Below are 19,662 nucleotides of genomic sequence, written 5' to 3' on the forward strand. Positions count from 1 at the left end.
TAGGGTTTATACGCCTACGACTATCGCCCCAAGAAGGCGATAATCTCATCAGCAGCCTGGCGATATCCACCAGATCGTTGTAAGGATGCCTTCATATTGTCAACTGCTTTTTTGTATGACGGGTGGTTCAGCACTTGCTCTGCCGCTTCACGCAGCCCATTTGCAGTCAAGCTTTGCATTTGCAAGGCAATGCCTGCTCCGATGCTGGCGATTCGCCCGGCAACTATCGGCTGATCCGCACTCTGGGGGATTACGACCAGCGGAACCCCGTAATAGAGAGCTTCATGGGTACTGTTCATTCCACCATGTGTAATAAATAATGAGATTTGCTTCAGTAATTCAGTTTGCGGAACATAATTTTGAACAATGAAGTTTTTCGGGATTTCCCCTAAATCAGAAATTGGGGTTTTATTCCCGACTGACATGACAATAGTGTGATCAGTGTTCCCGAACGCCTCAAAACAAAGCTTGTAGAAATCCATGGCCTGGTTAAAAACAGTACCCAGTGAAATGTATATAGGGTTTTTCCCCTGGATTGCGGAAAAGTCGAAGTGTGCTTGAGTGTTTCTTGAGGAGAGGGAGGGACCTACAAATTTATAAGTTTGATCGAATGCGTCACCATCAGGCTGAAACTCCCTGGTTGTATAAACAATTGTAAGGGGTGCAGGATTACATAAAACTTCGTAAGGAGAATGAATCTCCACCTTATATTTTTCCTTCAGCATTGCCGTCAGGCTGTGATATCTATCGTATATAGGCTTAGCTATTTCTGCAGGGATTTTCATAGAGGGCTGTTCCAGCATTTTATCAAAGGATGCTTGGGTCTGCGCAAAGGATGTACTGGAGTTAATTGCGGGAAGCTCAAAAATCTGCGCAAGCATACGTCCGCAGCCAAACATGGAATCATGGATGATGTAATCAAAATGCTCCCCTGCAATCTGTTCCAGAACACTTGGTATGATGATATCCGCCGTAAGTAAAAGACCGTTAATTCTTTCGGGCAAATAATTTCTTCCGCCTGAGATGAAGGCATTAATGATTTTTTGATCGTCAATTGTCCGTACTGAAGCTCCTGTCTTCTCTATGCGCTCGCGGTAAGCTTCAATACAAAAATATACTACCTCTTCGCCACGCGAAATAAGCTCCTGCACCACACCAATAGTCGGGTTGATATGTCCTTCTGATCCGCCATTAATAAATAACACACGTGCCATTTCTACCACTCCTTTGGGTATATTTTTCTCTAAATTGTGTAAGAGCAGGGTGCTATGTTCCGTACAATAACCATAAAAAACAGTGGATTTACGCTCGTAATCCGAACATAAAATCCACTGTATATAATATCATAAATAATGGAAAATATAATCTATTTTTTCAGCTGGTGCAGGATCTTGATGAGGGTTTCCCGTTTTACCGGCTTGCTGATGTAATCGTCCATCCCTGCCTCCAGGCACTTTTCCCGGTCTCCCTTTAAGGCATTGGCCGTAACCGCGATAATACGGGGACACTTATCTTTGAGCTCTTCCTTTATGATCTGCGATGCCTTCAGACCGTTCAAAAACGGCATATGCAAATCCATGAAAATGAGATCAAACGATTGGTTGCGGGCGGCTTCAATCGCCTTTTTGCCGTTGGGGACGGTGGTCACCCGGTGCCCCAATTTTTCCAGCATTTTGGTCATTACCAGCTGGTTGATGGCATTGTCTTCTGCGAGCAGAATGTTAACCTTTCCGGTGTTATGCAGCATCTCTTCAAAAAAATGTTCCCGGGGGATCTGCGAAGCCTCCTTAAACTGGATGGTGAAAGTAAAGGACGAGCCGTGTTTGCCGTCACTCTCAGCGTAAATCTCGCCGCCCATCATGTCAACAATTCTGCGGCTGATCGCCAGACCAAGGCCTGTGCCTTCGTGGCTTCGGGACATAAAACTGTCAATCTGGGCGAATGGCTCAAAAATGTCATCAAGCCGGTCAGGATCTATTCCGATGCCGGTATCTGTAACGGTAAACGCCAACCTGCAGGCTTCTTCCTTCAGCAGCCGCACTTTTACCGCTATGCTGCCCTTGGAAGTGAATTTTACAGCATTGCCCAGCAGGTTCAGCAGCACCTGTTTCAGCCGCTCGGCATCGCCATAGATATAGTCAGGAACATCGTGATTGACAGTGTACGACAGTTCTATTTTCTTTTCATCAGCTTTCTTGGAAACAACTGAAAAACTGTCCTTAATGCATTTGCGCAAATCAAAATTATGCTCTTGAAGCTCAGAGCGGCCTGCTTCGATTTTGGAGAGATCCAGGATGTCATTGATGATATTGAGCAGGATATCACCGCTTTTCTGGATTACCTCAACATAACTTCTCTGCTCTTTAGTCAGGTCTGTCATGTCCAGCAGAACATCCGTCATGCCGACTACCCCGTTCATGGGTGTGCGGATTTCATGGCTCATCATGGCCAAAAACTCACTTTTGGCTTTGTTGGTGGCCTCCGCAGTCTCCTTGGCAAGCAGCAGCTGTTTCTGCTCAGAGATATCCTTGCAAATCAGATAAAACCCGATATTTTGTCCGCTTACATAAATCGGGGCTATGCTGGTAAGCACCTCCACCGTGCTGCCCTCTTTGGTAACGAGGATGTCAATATCATGTTCAACGGAATCGTCGTAAATGGCCTTCTCAAGAATTCTGCCGACATTCGCTTGTCCAATCAGTTTCGCAAGCTCCGCGCCGATCAATTCCGTTTCGATGTGGTAACCGGTCAGCTTTTCTGCCATATTGTTAGCATTGATAATGCGCCCGTCCAGGCCAAAAGAGATCACGGCATCATGGTTATATTTTTTGAGTGAATTATAGCGCTCGACAGACTCTTGGAGCCGTCGCTCCGATTCTTTTTGTCTTGTTATATCAATTAATTGGCCAATGTAATATACCAGCTGACCCGCCTCATCATGGAATCGCTTAAAGGAGAGCAGTCCCCACATGTTTTCGCCATTTTTTTTGAGATACCGTCTTTCAAGCTGTATTTCATTACTCCCAATTTCCATACCTGCCACTAGACTGCCAATATCTCTGACTGCTTCATCCGGATGAGAGAAGTCGCCTACTCTCCTGCCGTCAAACTCTGCTCTGGTATAGCCAAGCATCTGCTCCATGGCAGGGTTTACGGTCAAAATCAAACCATCCGGCGAAACAAGGGCAATTCCAAAGGAAGCATGGTCATATATTTGCTGATTAAAGGTGATTTGGTCCAAGTTTACACGTTGCATGGTTCGCCTCCACAGATCAGATAATAACGGAATAGTATACCCCGTCATTCGTCCATTGAATCAGGGCCGTGAACATTTCGGCGGAATGTATGGAAAGTATGGGGAAACGAAGGTATGCTTGTATAAGCTGTGAAATAGACGCAGGCAGCAATTGAACGTGGAGGGAGCATGGCGGAAGACATGGAAAGATTGCAAAGTATTTTATTTGATTTGGATGGAACGTTAACCGACCCCAAAGAAGGCATTACCAAAAGCGTAGAGTACGCGCTGGGCAAATTCAATATTGCCGTGGAGCATCCTGACCTGCTCTTGCCTTATATCGGACCGCCATTATACGATTCTTTTATGGAAATCCAAGGCTTTACGGCAGAGCGCTCAGCCCAGGCAGTTGAATTCTACCGCGAGCGCTACAGCACGCTGGGGATGTTCGAGAATGCGGTGATTCCGGGAATCCCGGAGCTGCTTGAGGAGCTGCAGGGCAGGGGCTTTGATTTATACGTGGCCACTTCAAAACCAACGGTGTTTGCCGAAGAAATTATCCGCCATTACGGGCTGGATCAATATTTCAGGCATGTGGCAGGCAGCAACCTGGACGGTACGCGCTCCAAGAAGAAAGAGGTTATCCAACACGTATTGGACGAGCATCAGATTGCAGCGGGAACCGCGGTGATGATCGGGGACCGTGAGCATGACATCATCGGGGCCCGGGCCTGCGGCGTCGCCTCAGTCGGCGTCCTCATCGGCTATGGGTCCAGGGAAGAACTGCAAAGTGCGGGTGCGGATTATATTGCACGAAATGTGAAAGATATAGGTGATATTATCTTACATATTCACGAAGGAATTGTTGACGCGCAGAGAAACCGGTAATGAATCCATGCTCCAGTTGTTCATTGCATGATAAGAAAACTGTTTTTTCCAAAACGGTTGACATTTTCACAGAGAGTTAAGTATTATGTAACCAGCAACACCATAATCAAGGCGATGACCAAAGACATGATATCCTAAGCGGACTGGCCAGAGAAAGAAGTGAACGGTGAGAGCTTCTTACAGAGACCGGCAGGATGTTACCCCTTTGCAGCCGTGGCACTGAACCTTTCCTGCTGTTAGGGGAGCTGTAAATGCTACCGTCTTATCCCCGATACCGGATACCAATGAGGATCTAGCATATGATCTTCCGCCCGAACAGCCGGGGGGTCGGTCATTGCAGGTCAAATTAGGGTGGAACCACGAGCCAAAACGCACTCGTCCCTTTTCGGGAGAGATGCGTTTTTTTTGCGTTCAATTTAGGAGTTGACCACGAAGAAATGGAGGCCACAATCATGGAAATCAATGTAGCACTGCCGGATGGATCAATTAGGAGGTACGCACGCGGCACCACAATTGCCCAAGTAGCAGAATCCATCAGTACAAGCCTGAAAAAAAACGCAGTAGCCGGTAAAATCGACGGCAGACTCGTTGACTTTCATCAACGGATTGATCACGACTGTCACGTTGAAATCGTAATGGCCGACAGCCGGGATGGATTGTTCATCCAGCGGCATAGTACAGCACATTTAATGGCTCAAGCCATCCAACGCATATACGGTTCATCAAAAGTTAAGCTGGGCATCGGTCCGGTAATCGAAGATGGATTCTACTACGATATCGATATGGACGGGCCGCTCTCCACAGATGACTTCGCAGCCATTGAGCAGGAAATGCAGAAGATCATCGGGGAGAATCTCCCGATTGTCCGGCGGGTAGTCAGCCGCACCGAAGCCATTGCGCTGTTCGCAGCATTGGATCAGCCGCTCAAAGTGGAACTGATTCACGGTCTGCCGGAAGATGAAGAGATCAGCCTGTACGAGCAGGGCGAGTTCACTGATTTATGCCGGGGTCCGCATGTGGCTTCCACGGGCCAGATCAAAGCTTTTAAGCTGCTGAGCATCGCGGGCGCTTATTGGCGCGGGGATTCCAATAATCCCATGCTGCAGCGGATCTACGGAACGGCGTTTTACAAAAAAGCGCAGCTGGAAGAGCATCTGCACATGCTGGAGGAAGCGAAGAAGCGTGATCACCGCAAGCTGGGCAAGGAACTGGGACTGTTCATGTTCTCCGAGGAAGCGCCGGGCATGCCTTTTTATCTGTCCAAGGGAATGGTCCTCCGTACCGAGCTGGAGAACTTCCTGCGCGGGTTGCAGCGGGCGCGGGATTATGATGAGGTCCGCACACCGCTGATGATGAACAACCGGATGTGGGAGCAGTCAGGACACTGGGACCACTATAAGGACAACATGTATTTTACACAGGTGGATGAAACGAAATATGCATTGAAACCGATGAATTGTCCGGGACATATGCTGATCTTCAAGAACAGCCTCCGCTCCTACAGGGAGCTGCCGATACGCATGGCGGAGTTTGGCCAGGTACACCGGCATGAGTTTTCAGGAGCCTTGAACGGAATGATGCGGGTGCGGACTTTCTGTCAGGATGATGCCCATTTGTTCGTGCTTCCTGAGCAGATTGAAGAGGAAATCGCCAGTGTTATGGACCTGATCGGGCACGTCTACAAAGTATTTGGCTTTGAATATAAGGTGGAGCTGTCTACACGGCCGGATGATTACATGGGCTCGGAAGCGTTATGGGATCAGGCGGAAGCATCGCTCCAAAGCGTACTGGATGGACGCGGAATCGACTATCGGGTGAACGCGGGGGACGGGGCTTTTTACGGGCCGAAGATTGACTTCCACATTCAGGATGCGCTGAAGCGAAGCTGGCAGTGCGGAACGATTCAGCTGGATTTCCAGATGCCTGAGAAATTCGATCTGAGTTATGTCGGTGAAGACAGCCAGAAACACCGTCCTGTCGTCATCCACCGTGCGGTATACGGCTCGATCGACCGCTTTATGGGAATTCTGACGGAGCATTTCAGCGGTGCTTTCCCGCTGTGGCTGTCCCCGGTGCAAGTCAAGCTTCTGCCGGTTTCCAGCCACTATGCAGATTACGCCTTCCAGGTGAAAAAAGAGCTGCAGGATGCCGGAATCCGTGTCGAGCTTGATCTGAGGAATGAGAAATTAGGCTATAAAATCCGGGAAGCCCAGCTGGAGAAAGTGCCTTATATGCTTGTACTCGGTGAGCAGGAGCAAAACTCAGGCGCTATATCTGTAAGAAAACGCGGGTCCGGCGATGCCGGAGCCATGAGCATAGCTGAGTTTGTCCGGCAGATTGTCAGTGAGAACGCGGCAAGAAATGAAGAGTTTCTTCATTAAAATGTAGACAGTAGAATATGCAGACAGCAGACAAGTCAGGTGCAGCCCCATTTTACATAAATGGGGTTGTTCTTTTATATGAATCAGGCAGACAGGGAGATTATAAGTATTTTATAATTTGAATGAATACATCTATAGGAGGCAGCCTCGTGATTTCGAACAACGTCCATGAACTTAACGGCACTTTTATCAGAATGGTCCCTATGGAAGCAGCGCATCAAGGTGAACTGATGGCTTTGCTTAGTAATCCGCAGATTTGGGAGTATACCTGGCGCAAAATTACTTCTGCTGCACAAGTAAAAGAATTATTGGATACGGCGTTTGCCAATCAGGCGAAGGGGAGCGAGCTCCCTTTTGTGATGGTAGAGCAATCTACCGGCAGGATCGCCGGCACCTCACGGATTATGCATCTTGACCTCACTCACCGCAACGCGGAAATTGGCTGCACCTGGATCTCCCCGCAGTTCTGGAGAACAGCAGTCAATACGGAATCCAAATCACTGCTGCTGCAGTATTGTTTTGAAACCCTAGGTCTGATCCGGGTGAATTTTACCGTTGTGGGGGACAATGAGCGGTCCCGGAAGGCGGTCGAACGAATCGGTGCGGTGAAGGAAGGCGTGCTGCGCAAACACCGGATCACTGCGGAAGGCCGCATTCTGGATAATGTGCTGTACAGCATTATTGACGACGAATGGCCTGCGGTACAAGCGAATCTGCACTACTTGCTTAACGAAAAGTATGCGGGCGGGAAATAAGAATCACAGCAATCCAAAAGAAATTTCAGGAGAGCATTAAGGTTATACTAGAATGGTAAGCAGGTTGTGAATCTCAGACATCAAGGGGGTTATATAATTGGAAACAGGCAAGCCGGTAACAATAACATTGGAAACGGTCGTTCATTCTCCTGTTGAAAGCGTGTGGACATATTGGACCGAGCCGGAGCATATTACGAAATGGAATACAGCTTCCGACGACTGGCATACGCCATATGCCGAGAATGATCTGAAACCCGGTGGCAAATTCCTCTCCAGAATGGAAGCCAAGGACGGTAGCTTTGGATTTGATTTCGGCGGAGTATACGACAATGTGACCATTAACGAGAGCATCTCCTACACGATTGCCGACGGCAGAAAAGTGAAGATCGATTTTGTCCGCCAAGGCAATGATACCAAGATCATCACAGCATTCGAAGCGGAAGAGACCAACCCCGTTGAGATGCAGCAAGCCGGGTGGCAGGCGATTCAGGATAATTTCAAAAAATATGTGGAAGCTGCTGCAGAAAAATAAAGATTTTTATTTGGTGGCTGTTTTCCAGACCCTTCACCAGGGTCCATCAAAACGGATTTGTGAAATTACTTAAAAGTAATTTTACAGGTCCGTTTTATTTTTTATTGCCCTATAGAATAGACATAGATTAAACTTTAAGATGGAATTGTATCTATATTTCATAAATGGAATAAAATATAAAACTCTTATTGAAGTATGCGGTTCAAAATTGTTCAATTTGTTTGTATGACAAAATGGGGGTCTATAGTATGGATCAAACAGAGGGGAAGCTGCTGCTTATTCAGTCTTCCCGCTTCTTTTCTTTAAATCCAGTCATACAGGAAGAAATTTTCCATGTTTTTTATGATCTGAATTACGGATCAATTTTTTATGTGACGCATGATCATCATGCTACCGAAGATATTATTCAGGAAGCTTTTTTGAAAACGATCTATAAGTCTCCAGACGTAGAGAACGAACGACAATTAATAGGATGGATCAAAGTAACTGTTCGTAATTTGGTATTAAATTATTTGCGTAAAATAAAGAATAGCCGTCACAATATTGACGTTGATAGAGTTTTTATTAAAACGGCTTCTAGTGGAACCGCTGAGTCAGTTGAAAGCCAAATCGAAGCAAAATTACTCGAAGAGCAAATCTTACAATATCTGAGTGAGATGAAGCCGGAATATCGGTTTCTTATTGAATTGCGTTGGAAATTTGGTTTGTCCTATCATGAAATTGCTCAAGAGCTTCATATAACCGATGAAAAAGTGCGGCAGAAACTTCACAGAGCCAGAGATTTGCTAAAAAATAAGCTTCTTTCAAAGGGGAGAAAATTATGAAAACAAGGAGGTTAACGATGAGCGAAAATATTAAAAATGTGACATTCCTTCGAGACCACTGTTATGTTGATTTTGATAGAGCAATCTTTGTAAATCATGACCTGCCATGTGCATTATCGAGAATAGAGACATCCTTGCTTACTTGCCTTGTGTCAAAATTAGGGCATATCGTGACATATGGTGAGTTAATTATTTTTGTAACAGAACCGATTACGCCAAATGAGCTTCATGTACATATGTCACGGATTCGAAAAAAGATAGAAGATAAATCTACTTCGAACAATTTAATTTCCGTTAGAGGAGTAGGATATATTCTCATTTCCACATAGAGAAAAAGTAATAGAATCATTGTTTTGCTGTCGAATCCATTGCAATATTGAAAGCAATTCGACAGGAATATTATGGTATTATTTTGGTAGAGAGTGATAGGGACCCCATTCTCTTAAAAAAGCGGGAACTCATTGTGAATTTTTGTACATTGTTGCTGACTGGCCATTTATCTAACGGAAGATCACATCAACCATTTTGAGGGAGGAAAGCTCAATGCGTTTTAGAAAAGTACTTTCGGCAATTGTAGTTGTTTTATCTCTAACTTCCAGCGTTGCTTTTGCTCAACCGGAGACAGTCACAGTTTCGCAGGATTCACCTGAACAGCAGCAGTATCAGGCCGCAGTGAAAAGCTATGTTGAAAATTTCGTGAAGGATGCTTATGCTCCTTACTATGTCATTAACTCCATTCAGCTTTCAACATCTGATTTTACGATTGACCAAGGCAAATTAACCACCAGAGTCAATGTATCCTTGAATAAAACGTTAAAAGCAAAGTCTGTAAATGAACTTCCTTATGTGAAGGGGCTTAACAGCAAACTGAATTCGCTCAAGCTATCCAGAGCCGCCTACGTAAACGATGCCGAGCAAGTTATTAATGATAAAATCCAGGACCTTGAACAGTACATTGGGACATCAACCGATCAAAATGATTCATTTCGCGTGACTGCGGATATTATTGACAACCAGCTTGATCTGAATAACGCCAAATTTGAGTTCTTAAACGGTCTTGTTGAATGGATTCCGGCAACTTATTTCATCCCTGAATCTGAAACTGCGATTGCAAAAAACGCAGAAGCAGATCTGGCAAATGACATTACAGTCAACCGCAACTATGCAGTTAAGCAAGAGGCTAGCGCAATTCAACCCCTTGCTACCGTTAAATATGATCGTCTGGCGGCTAGGGACTATGCCAATAAATATACTTCGGAAGTGACCTCGTCGCTCGGATACGATACCAGCAAGTGGAATCCTAATTATGCATGGCACACTGAAAGTGGTGGAGTGGATTGCGCCAATTATGTTTCTCAGGCCATTTATGCGGGGGGCATTCCAAAGGACAGTACGTGGAAACCGGAAAGCACAGCTTGGGTTAACACAGGACGTAACATCTCTAATGGTTTGAAACAATATATGGTTGATACAAAGGGCTATTTCTATAAGACAACTAAAGGCGGAACCTCTGCAGGCGGCTTTATCAGCGCGGTTAATTATTCTCATGTGATGTTCATTGTTGCAAATGATGGCGTAACAATGCTGTTCAGTGCTCATACAAATGATCGCTTAAAAGCCTCCTTTGCAAACTTTAGCAGCAGCTCGTATGAGTTCTATTACGTCAATTCTTCCTATCTATAAGGTGTAACAAAAAACGGTTAAGCGGGATTAGGCGCTTAGCCGTTTTTTTTGTCGTTCCTTGAATTACATGAACCTAATCGATAATAAAGTCGATTCCTTTTTCTTGAATATCATTACTCAAGTTCAGGTATTCTGTCTTTAATGCTAAATCTTCAGTCGCATATTGTACATCAGTTGGTGTATTTATTGTGAAGACGACATTTTCTCTTTCACCGATTTTGTATATATGAATATTTTTCATAAGTTCCGGTCCCTCTGAAGACCAGACTTCTTTGGGCCAAACAGTCAGTGTAAAGAGTGTCCCTCCATACTTTTTGTTGGATTTATCAATGAAGTTGTAGCTCTTGGTTTTTACATCCGTATTTGTGGCAGTAACCACTTCGTATTTGTTCTTCCATTGTTGCGGAAACTGAATGCTTATGTTTTGTTCCGGTATTGTATAAACATCTTTTTGTGCAAGGTCACTTTTATACTTTTCTGTTGTTTTAGGAATTGACTTCAACTCATCAAATCTATATTTTAGCCGTTCTATAAAGGCCAATGCTTCGGTTCTTGTAACAGGCTCGTTTTTATTGAACCCCTGTAAAGATCTTTCCGTTTTTCCCTTTGCTATGCCAATATCCAATAGATATTGGATGGAGTCGTCGACGGTAAAGTTTTTCCCGGCTGCACTGGCTAAGTAACGGGCTACATTTCCTCTGTTCAAAGCTGCCTGCTCAGAAGGCTGAAGCTCTGTCCACCCAAGTTTGTGAATGTAACTTAGATAAGGTTCGGCCCAGTTTTGGCTCTTTTGGCTTGAACTAAAATCGGAGGGCTGATAGCTTCTGATGAGCATCGCAATAAATTCACTTTGACTTACCTTCGCATCGGGTTTAAACGTCCCGTCAGGATAGCCTTCAACGATTTTATGCTGAATGGCTCTTTCAATGTACTCCTGTCCCCAAAAGTGATCTGGAACATCTTTAAACTTGCTTGACTGCTCTGCCAGGGCTATGTTCGCATGAATGACGAGACTTATGCCCAAAACACATGATAACAATTTTCTCATATTGCTTCTCCATTCTCCTTTCACAATCTGGGAAGTTTGCCTTCAAAGTATATAAACACCTGAACTTGCTATTTAGTTGCATAAAATGTAAAAATCTTTAGGCCTGCTCGTCTGAAGTATAACCTTCTCCAGCGCTATCAGGACTTTTCAGCGCCTCCTGCTCGCGGTAGGCCGAAGGAGTCAGGCCATACTTTTTCTTGAACAGCGTGGAGAAATAAGTGATATTGTACATGCCTACCGATTCACTGATTTTGGCGGCAGTCTCATGGGTGGAAGCAAGCAAATCCTTTGCTTTCTCCAGCCTGGTGTGGTTCAGGTATTCGCTGAACGATTGCCGGGTTGCTCCTTTGAACAGCTTTCCCAGATAGCTTGGCGACAGGCCGGCGATGTTGGACACCAGCTCCAGGGATAAGTTCGGCTGGGCATATTGCTCCTGAATGTAATTCTGTACCTTCTCAATGATAACATTGTGCTTCTGGGCATTCATCCAGAGATTCTTCTCTTCGATTAATGCGCAAATATTGAAACAATACCGGTTGAAAATGCCGTTGATTTCGGTCAGCTGTTCGGCAGATTCGATTTCAGTCACCGCAACCAGATACTCGTTGAAATTGGAATCCGGCACATGCTGCAAATAGTCAAAGTGTTTGAGCAGGGACAGCATGAGCTGGATGCTGTAGGTAATGACCTGATTGATTGAACCGTTAGAGATTTGTTCTACGAATTGTCCGATTGCCTCCCGGATAGGCTCCGGCTTGCCGGATTGCACAGCATCGATTAGCTTCTTCTCGTAGGCGCTGGGATAGCTCAAGGCCGTCATCATATGGGGCCGCGTTGCTACGGCATCCAGAATCGATTCCTTTCCGTAGATCATCCGGTATTTAACATACTGCTGCGCCGAAGTATAGGAGGAAGGGATGTTCTTCCTGCCATAGCTTATATCCCCTACACCGATGGATACCGTCGCCTTGAAGTAACGGTTCAGGAAGCTCTGAATATTGCGCAAGGCGGGCTTGAGTTCCTCCGGCGTCTGGTTTTTTGCACACTGAAGGATCGCGGCGGTTTCATTCTCCCCAATATTCAAGTAATCACAAGCCCCGATATGCGCCAGCATCTCTTTTGTAATATTGCCAAGGGCGAAGCGCAGCAACGGCCGCTGTACCGCTTCGATCCGCCCTTTTGTCTGCTCCAGCTCATTGATTTTGAATACCAGTACGCAAAAATAAGGCCCGGACACTTCTTCGTCGATATCCCGGATAAGTTCGCTCGGAACCGAATATTCCAGCGGATGGCCCTGGAGCAATGAATGCAGATAAAGCTCACGGATCGTCCGGGAAGAGCTGCTGATCACGAACTGCATCGATTTATCCCGTTCCTCCAATGAATGGAAAACCTCGGCCATGATCTTATATTCATCGATAAACGGCGAACCGGAGGCCGGAACATTCGTGCCCGGCATGATCTTTTCAAACAGCGTCGATAACGGACTATAAATATTTTTGGTCAGAAAAATAGAGACCAGCAGACCTGCCAGTACGATCCCGGCCGTCACAAGCAGCGTAACGCTGCGGAGCTGATCAATGTTAGAGATGAGCCCGGAGTAAGGGGAAACGCTTACAAAATACCAGTCCATTTTCTCCGATTTCACATAAGTGACCAGATGCTTTTTATTATGAATATTTGCTGTGAAGCTGTTTTCCTCCTTGTCCTGATTCAAAATCCGCTGCACATACTGTTCCTTCGACAAGTCCTCCAGAAACAAATTTGAATCGGTATGGGAGAGCACTTTACCCTCATTGTTGATGACGAAAACGTTGCTCGCGGCATCCGCTTTGCTGATCTTGCGAATCGTCGTCAGAATGGACTTTTCTTCCACATTAATATAGATGAGAGGGTTGTCGGAGGTCCGAAATGAGAAATCCGGGTACAGCAGAAAGGTTAGGAGCTGCAGCGGCGCATCATTGTTACGGCCGGCAATGGTCAGGCTTCGCGGATAAAATTCCATATACCGCTCTGAGCTGAGGGCGGTGAGCGAGGAATCGAAAGGAAGCCCGGCTGTATCCACTGTTGTTCCCGTAGAAGGGCGGTAGATCCCAATGCTGTGTATATAAGGATATATACTTGTAATCTGGGACATCTGCTGAAAGATACGGTAATTGTTAACCTTGTCCTCAGTCGTGTCGTTCAGGAACGAGATGATCTCCCGCTGGATGAGCAGTGCATTGCCGATTGTCATGACTTGGTTATAGACAACGTCAGAGGCGTAAGTGATTTGGGACAACATGGCTTTGGAATTGTGGTCGATCTCCTTGACGGCGCTTCTGGAGAAGAGATAGAAGAGGACGCCGGACAGCAGGCTGACGGTTAGAAGAACAAGCAGGAAATATGAGATGGTAAGCTTTTGAAATGCCTTGTACCGGACAAGCTGATGCATGGTGTTCCGCATGAAGAATACCTCCCAGTGCTGCAATAGTACCTCTTCAATATAGAGCATTTTCAGCTAAAAAGGTACACCATCACGCAAAAATGAAAGCCAGTTCGTTTATTTGGAAGCCCAGTGCCGCATTGTAGAAGGGTTCTCCGGATTTTAAAATAGACAGCCGCAAGTTGCTCCGGCTACTCTGGAAACATAGCAACGGCCGCTGGTGTGATGCGGCAGCCGGGATTCATAACTAATGGGGGGGAACAAAAATTGGAAAAGAAACGGCGGCGGGGATTCGGTATGCTGTCCGATATTCGCAGGAACGGTACGTCTTATCTGCTGGTTCTGCCTGCGATGGCATACACCTTTATTTTTGGGTATATGACGTATCCGTATATGCTCATTGCTTTCCAGCGATTCAATTACAGTAAGGGAATATTCCATAGCGAGTGGATAGGATTAAAGAACTTCGAGTTCTTCTTCCGGTCGAACAAGGCGTTTACGGTCACCTTTAACACCATATATCTAAATTTGCTTTTTATCATCTTCGGTACGCTGACGGCGCTGGCGATTTCACTGATCCTGAACGAGCTGCGCAAGAAGCTGTTCGTCAAGATTAGCCAATCGATGATGCTGTTCCCGAACTTCATATCCTGGATCGTGATCAGCTATGTGCTGTACGCATTTTTTTCAATGGATATGGGGATCGTGAACAAATTGCTGAACCAGCTCGGCATCGCCCCGGTCAACTGGTACACTGAGCAGCAGGCATGGCCGGCTATTCTTACCATCATGCATGTGTGGAAGGGAGCCGGGATGAGCGCCGTTATTTATCTGGCTACTATTACCGGAATCGATGAGACGTTGTATGAAGCGGCCGAGATAGACGGGGCCAGCCGGTGGCAGATGTGCATGCGCATTACGGTTCCATTGATGATGCCTACGGTGGTTATACTGATGCTGCTCTCGGTCGGCAAAATCATGTACGGCGATTTTGGGATGATCTATGCCTTGATCGGCGATAACGGCACCTTGTATGGGACCACGGACATCATTGATACGTATGTATTCCGCTCGTTGCGGCAGATTGGCAATCCTTCCGAAGCAATGGCCGTCGGACTGTTCCAGTCCGTTGTCGGATTTATCCTTGTCTTCGGTACAAATGCCATTACCCGCAAATTTTTCAAAGACGGTGCGTTATATTAAAATGCTTCTGGCAACAGCTTACCGAAGAAAGGCTTTAGGAGGAATAGAAATGAAGACGTTTTCAATCAGTAAGACGGTTATGTATGCTCTGATTTCAATATATTCGGCGCTTTCTTTGCTTCCGATGCTGCTGGTGCTGATGATCTCGGTTACGGATGAGGATGCCATATTGAAGAACGGCTACAGCCTTTTTCCGGAGAAGTTCTCCCTGTATGCCTATAAGCTGATCTTTACGGGTGGCTCCCAGGTCATGCAGAGCTACGGAATCTCCATTTTTGTCACGATCGTCGGCACGGCGCTGGCGATTCTGATTACCTCCATGGCCGGCTATACACTGGCGAACAAAAACGTGAAATACCGCAATCTGCTGGCGCTTTATTTTTTTATCACCATGATATTTTCCGCCGGGATTGTGCCCTGGTATCTGATGAACCGGTCGCTTGGGTTGACCAACAATATTCTTGCTCTGATCATTCCGTCGCTGCTGTTCAGCCCGTTCAACCTCTTCCTTGTGCGCAATTTCATGAACGGGGTTCCAGACTCCCTGCGGGAGTCGGCAACCATTGACGGGGCCAGCGATATTACGATTGCCTTCAGGATCTATCTTCCGTTATGCAAGCCGGTACTGGCGACGATTGCGCTCTTCTACGGACTTGATTACTGGAACAACTGGTGGAATGCGATCATGCTGATTGACAGCAAGGAATTGTACCCGCTGCAATTTATGCTTCTGCAGATGCAATCGGAGATCAGCATGCTGAACGAGATGACGATGCTGGCCGGATCCAGTGATATCACGCTTCCTTCGGAATCGGTCAAGATGGCGACAGCGGTTGTGACGATCGGGCCGATCATATTCTTGTATCCTTACTTGCAGAAGTATTTTGTCAAAGGACTGGTAATTGGTTCGGTCAAAGGCTGATATTATCCCTTCGGGGTTAATATAAAAAGTGTACAATAGAAGGAGGTCAACTTTTGTATGAAAAAGTCTTACGTAATTCTTTTAGCTGTGGTGCTTCTCTTTTCGACACTGATTGGATGCAGCCAGGGTTCCAATTCAACCAACACTGCGGATAAGGAAGACAACTCATCAGCCGCGAAACCGGAGAATAACGGCAAGCCTGCAGAGACGGTAAAAATCAAATATTTGGTTCCCGGCACGGAGCCGAAAGACTACAAGGAGGTGTTCCAAAAGGTTAATGAGAAGCTGGCTGCGGACGGTGTCGGCGTTGAGGTGGAGAAGATCTACATTCCGTGGGATGCTTGGGATCAGAAGCTGAACTTGATGTTGTCCACCGGCGAAGATTTCGATCTGTTCCACGTTATGCAAGACCGTACGCCGTTCTCCAGCTATTATAATCGCGGTGCATTGGCGGATATCACAGATGCCATCGAAAAATACGGACAGAATCTGAAGAAACATATCCCGGACGATATCTTCGACGGGGCTAAAATCGATGGGAAATATTATGCCGCTCCGTCCTATTGGGTTGAGATGGCGAGTGAAGGTCAGTTCGATATCCGCCGCGACATTCTCCGCGAGAACAATCTCAAGGAGCCGACTACTCCGGCTGAATTGATCAGCGCTTGGGAGACTGTTATGAAGAACTGGAAGGGAAGCAATAAGCCCTATCTGGGCACACGGGCGGATTTTGACCCGATCTTCCTGCATACGTCGATCCTGCACCGGACGTATGACACCTTCCCGTTCACGGTGAAGGATAAGTTCTTCTATGTGAATCAGAACGGCGAGGTCAAGTCCTGGATTGAGACCGAGGAATTCAAGAAGGATGCGTCCTTCATGCGCGAGCTATACACAAAGGGAATTACCAATCCCGATATCCTGGTCATGAAGCAGGAACAGGTAGACGCGCAGCTCGACAGCGGTGACTGGTTCGTCCGTCTGGGAACCGGCGGAAGCTTGACCGGGCTCAAGAAGTACAATCCAGAGGCCACTGTAAACGATATCGGTGTTGTGTGGTTTAACCCGGAGAAAGAATATCTGCGCCCGCTCACCTTCAAAAACGGGAATGCCGTACCGGTGAACAGCAAGCATCCCGAAGCTGCCGTCAAATTCATGGATTGGATGCTGGCAAGCCAAGAAAACTATGATCTGGTTCAATATGGCATCGAGGGCAAGCATTACACCAAGGACGGCGAGAAGGGCTATAAGCCGATCAAAGACCCGAATAACAATAATAATCCGGGGTATAGAGGATCTGATTCGCAAAACGGCAACGTAAACTTCATGCGTTTTGATTTGGAGAATAGCATCCCTGATAACAACAAAGTTCTGTTTGAGCCTAATCCGAATGCAGTCAACAGTATCGCGGCGAACTTTATTTTTGACCCGACGAATGTAAGGGCTGAGTACACCAACATTATGTCGGAAGCTTCAGCGAGCATCACTCCGATTTATATGGGCGTCCTGGAATACGATAAGGCTTTCCCGGCTGCACTGGAAAAAATGAGAAAAGCCGGTTTGGATAAGGTAGTTGCGGAATATCAGAAGCAATTCCAGGAATATCAGGCTTCGCTTAAATAAACGAGCCGATAACAAAAGGGAAGGTGTGGAGAAAGTTGACCCTGCAAGAGCAAAGAATTGAATTTGAAGCGGCAAAAAAGATATATGAGAGTGCAACCTTGAAATTTCATGGTGTGGACGGTTTGGATGTCTACAATATTTCGATCCCATTCAAACGGAACGGGAAACGCTATTTGTTCGGACGGGTAGAACACCGCGAGGAATGGGCCCGCTCTTGGGTCCGGTTATTCGAGGAAACGGGACAGGATGAATGGACTGTGGTAAAAGACAGCATGATCTATACTCTGGAGGACCCTTACATCAGTGAGATTGGTGATGAGCTTGTAATGGGCGGGACTCATGTACAGTACCAGAGTGGAAGATACAGTACGTTTTTCGGCTATTTCTTCCGGGGCACCGAACTCGACAATTTGTACTACTTTACTACCGGGCCTAACAAAATGAAGGATATCCGCCTTGTTCCGCTCACGGACGGCAAGATCGGCGTCTTTTCGCGTCCGCGCAGCACCGAGATGAGAGGCAAATTCGGCAGCGAATCCATGATCGGCTTCACGGTTATTGACAGACTGGAAGAGCTGACCGCGGACGTCATCGAGAACGCACCTTACATTCACGGCATTTTCGGAGAAGGCGAATGGGGAGGCGTCAATCAGGCTTATCTGCTGGACAGTGGTAAAATCGGCGTCATCGGACATATCTGCTACCAGGATAAGGATGAGAATGGCGGGGAAGTGAAGGTGTACCTGAACATGGCCTTTGTCTTTGATCCAACTACCCGGGAGTCATCTGACCTTCATATGATTGGAAGCCGTCCCTGTTACCCGCCGGGACCATCCAAGGCACCGTATTTAGCCGACTGTGTTTTTTCTTCGGGCATTGTGATGCGCCCGGACGGCAAAGCCGATCTGTACAGCGGCATTGGCGATTGCCAGGCAGGGCGTATTACAATCGACTATCCGTTTGCAGGAAATGGGCATCTTGTATAGAAGAAGTTGGAATGAGTGTGTCCTCACAACCGGACACATCAACAACATGGAGAACTAGGAGGATGTTGTTTAGATGAAAACCAATATGCCCATCATCGGCGCACTGGAGTCCAGCCTGCCCATTCGCCGTCATCCGGCTAATCCCGTGCTGGACGCTGCCCGTGTGCCGTATCCCACCGCGCTTGTCTTCAATGCAGGCGTCGCCAAATTCGGTGGCCGCTACGTCATGGTATTCCGCAACGACTACGGCTCCCTGGAGAAGCAGACCATCGAGCCGTCTCACACGACGGATCTTGGCATCGCTTTCAGCGACGATGGCATTCACTGGACGGCGGGGCCGAAGCCGGTCTTCAAGCTGCGCGACGAAGAGATCGTACGTGCCTACGATCCGCGTCTGACGGTTATCGACGGCCGCTGCTACATGTGCTTCGCCGTAGATACACGGCACGGCATCCGGGGAGGGATCGCTGTGACGGACGATTTTGAATCCTTCGAGATATTGAGCTTGTCGACCCCGGACCTGCGGAATATGGTGCTGTTCCCGGAGCGGATCGGCGGCAACTTCGTAAGGCTGGAACGGCCGTTCACCGTGTACAGCCGCGGCGGCGTTGACCGGTTCGATACCTGGATCTCGGAGTCGCCGGATCTGATCTATTGGGGCCGTTCCGAGCTGCTGCTGTCGGTGGAGCAGGTGCCGTTTGCCAATGACAAGATCGGCCCGGCCGCACCTCCCGTGAAGACGAGTAAGGGCTGGCTCACCACGTTCCATGCAGTGGATATCGATCCCGCCAGAGGGAAGAACGGCTGGGAACCGTCCTGGAAGAAGCGGTACACGGCCGGCATTATGCTGCTTGATCTCGACAATCCGAAGAAAATCCTCGGCATGAGCGCATCGCCGCTGCTCGCACCTGAAGCAGCTTATGAGACGGACGGGGGCTTCCGCAATAACGTCATTTTCCCCGGCGGCATGGTGCTGGAGGAGGACGGAGAAGTGAAAATCTATTACGGAGCCGCCGACACGGTGGAATGCCTGGCTACCGCTCATGTGGATGATCTGATCAGGCTTTGTTTGGAGGGGTAAGGAGGCTATATAGAGTGAACTTGAAAAACGAACAAAACATTCTCCGTAGTCCCGACAAAGTCCCTAATGTATATAT

16 protein-coding genes are annotated in these 19,662 nt (G+C 47.1%); 12 read left to right on the plus strand and 4 right to left on the minus strand.

Annotation, left to right across the window (positions count from 1 at the left end; translation table 11 throughout):
- Positions 1-20: 20 nt before the first annotated feature.
- Both PRIO_RS16445 and PRIO_RS16450 read right to left on the minus strand, forming a co-directional pair.
- Positions 21-1,214 carry a macrolide family glycosyltransferase gene (locus PRIO_RS16445; RefSeq protein WP_046503528.1) on the minus strand — a complete coding sequence of 398 codons (1,194 nt, stop codon included), beginning with the start codon at positions 1,212-1,214 and terminating at the stop codon, positions 21-23.
- Between the two features lie 152 nt (positions 1,215-1,366).
- Complete coding sequence (locus PRIO_RS16450) at positions 1,367-3,256, minus strand: PAS domain-containing hybrid sensor histidine kinase/response regulator (protein ID WP_020433143.1); 1,890 nt, start codon at positions 3,254-3,256, stop codon at positions 1,367-1,369.
- 168 nt (positions 3,257-3,424) lie between these two features.
- Here PRIO_RS16450 and PRIO_RS16455 point away from each other — a divergent pair, with 168 nt between their 5' ends.
- The 7 genes from PRIO_RS16455 to PRIO_RS16480 all read left to right on the plus strand — a co-directional run bounded on the left by PRIO_RS16455 (position 3,425) and on the right by PRIO_RS16480 (position 10,298).
- Complete coding sequence (locus PRIO_RS16455; protein ID WP_020433145.1) at positions 3,425-4,123, plus strand: HAD family hydrolase; 699 nt, start codon at positions 3,425-3,427, stop codon at positions 4,121-4,123.
- Positions 4,124-4,575: 452 nt separating this feature from the next.
- On the plus strand, positions 4,576-6,504 hold the full coding sequence (gene thrS / locus PRIO_RS16460) for a threonine--tRNA ligase (protein ID WP_046503531.1): 1,929 nt from the start codon (positions 4,576-4,578) through the stop codon (positions 6,502-6,504).
- Between the two features lie 122 nt (positions 6,505-6,626).
- Entirely contained in the window at positions 6,627-7,259 is a 633-nt protein-coding gene (locus tag PRIO_RS16465) for a GNAT family N-acetyltransferase (RefSeq protein ID WP_051010698.1), read from the plus strand.
- A gap of 97 nt (positions 7,260-7,356) precedes the next feature.
- Entirely contained in the window at positions 7,357-7,791 is a 435-nt protein-coding gene (locus tag PRIO_RS16470) for an SRPBCC family protein (RefSeq protein ID WP_020433152.1), read from the plus strand.
- Between the two features lie 248 nt (positions 7,792-8,039).
- Positions 8,040-8,615, plus strand: a complete 576-nt coding sequence (locus PRIO_RS16475) for an RNA polymerase sigma factor (RefSeq protein ID WP_046503534.1) — start codon at positions 8,040-8,042, stop codon at positions 8,613-8,615.
- A gap of 17 nt (positions 8,616-8,632) precedes the next feature.
- Positions 8,633-8,944, plus strand: a complete 312-nt coding sequence (locus PRIO_RS34885; RefSeq protein ID WP_167345631.1) for a helix-turn-helix domain-containing protein — start codon at positions 8,633-8,635, stop codon at positions 8,942-8,944.
- Between the two features lie 214 nt (positions 8,945-9,158).
- Complete coding sequence (locus tag PRIO_RS16480) at positions 9,159-10,298, plus strand: amidase domain-containing protein (RefSeq protein ID WP_020427296.1); 1,140 nt, start codon at positions 9,159-9,161, stop codon at positions 10,296-10,298.
- Positions 10,299-10,371: 73 nt separating this feature from the next.
- On the opposite strand, the gene PRIO_RS33920 is transcribed toward PRIO_RS16480, so the two are convergent.
- Complete coding sequence (locus tag PRIO_RS33920) at positions 10,372-11,346, minus strand: S-layer homology domain-containing protein (protein WP_052741471.1); 975 nt, start codon at positions 11,344-11,346, stop codon at positions 10,372-10,374.
- Positions 11,347-11,443: 97 nt separating this feature from the next.
- Positions 11,444-13,792 (minus strand): helix-turn-helix domain-containing protein, encoded by a 2,349-nt coding sequence (locus tag PRIO_RS16490; protein WP_046503539.1) that lies wholly within the window; start codon positions 13,790-13,792, stop codon positions 11,444-11,446.
- A 246-nt stretch (positions 13,793-14,038) separates the two neighbouring features.
- Between PRIO_RS16490 and PRIO_RS16495 the strand changes: the two genes are divergently transcribed.
- From PRIO_RS16495 to PRIO_RS16515, 5 genes are all read left to right on the plus strand, one after another.
- Positions 14,039-14,974: an ABC transporter permease gene (locus PRIO_RS16495; protein ID WP_020430270.1), complete on the plus strand. Its 936-nt coding sequence runs from the start codon at positions 14,039-14,041 to the stop codon at positions 14,972-14,974.
- A gap of 49 nt (positions 14,975-15,023) precedes the next feature.
- Entirely contained in the window at positions 15,024-15,896 is an 873-nt protein-coding gene (locus PRIO_RS16500; RefSeq protein WP_020430271.1) for a carbohydrate ABC transporter permease, read from the plus strand.
- Positions 15,897-15,953: 57 nt separating this feature from the next.
- A complete protein-coding gene (locus PRIO_RS16505) occupies positions 15,954-17,519 on the plus strand; it encodes an extracellular solute-binding protein (protein WP_020430272.1) in 1,566 nt (521 codons plus the stop codon).
- 23 nt (positions 17,520-17,542) lie between these two features.
- The gene (locus PRIO_RS16510; protein ID WP_282705063.1) at positions 17,543-18,505 is read left to right on the plus strand and encodes an MTP-1 family protein; all 963 of its coding nucleotides are present in this window, start codon (positions 17,543-17,545) and stop codon (positions 18,503-18,505) included.
- A gap of 73 nt (positions 18,506-18,578) precedes the next feature.
- Positions 18,579-19,586 carry a glycoside hydrolase family 130 protein gene (locus tag PRIO_RS16515; protein ID WP_020430274.1) on the plus strand — a complete coding sequence of 336 codons (1,008 nt, stop codon included), beginning with the start codon at positions 18,579-18,581 and terminating at the stop codon, positions 19,584-19,586.
- The last annotated feature ends 76 nt before the right edge of the window (positions 19,587-19,662 follow it).

The sequence above is a fragment of the Paenibacillus riograndensis SBR5 genome (assembly GCF_000981585.1).
GTDB classification, from domain to species: domain Bacteria; phylum Bacillota; class Bacilli; order Paenibacillales; family Paenibacillaceae; genus Paenibacillus_AQ; species Paenibacillus_AQ riograndensis.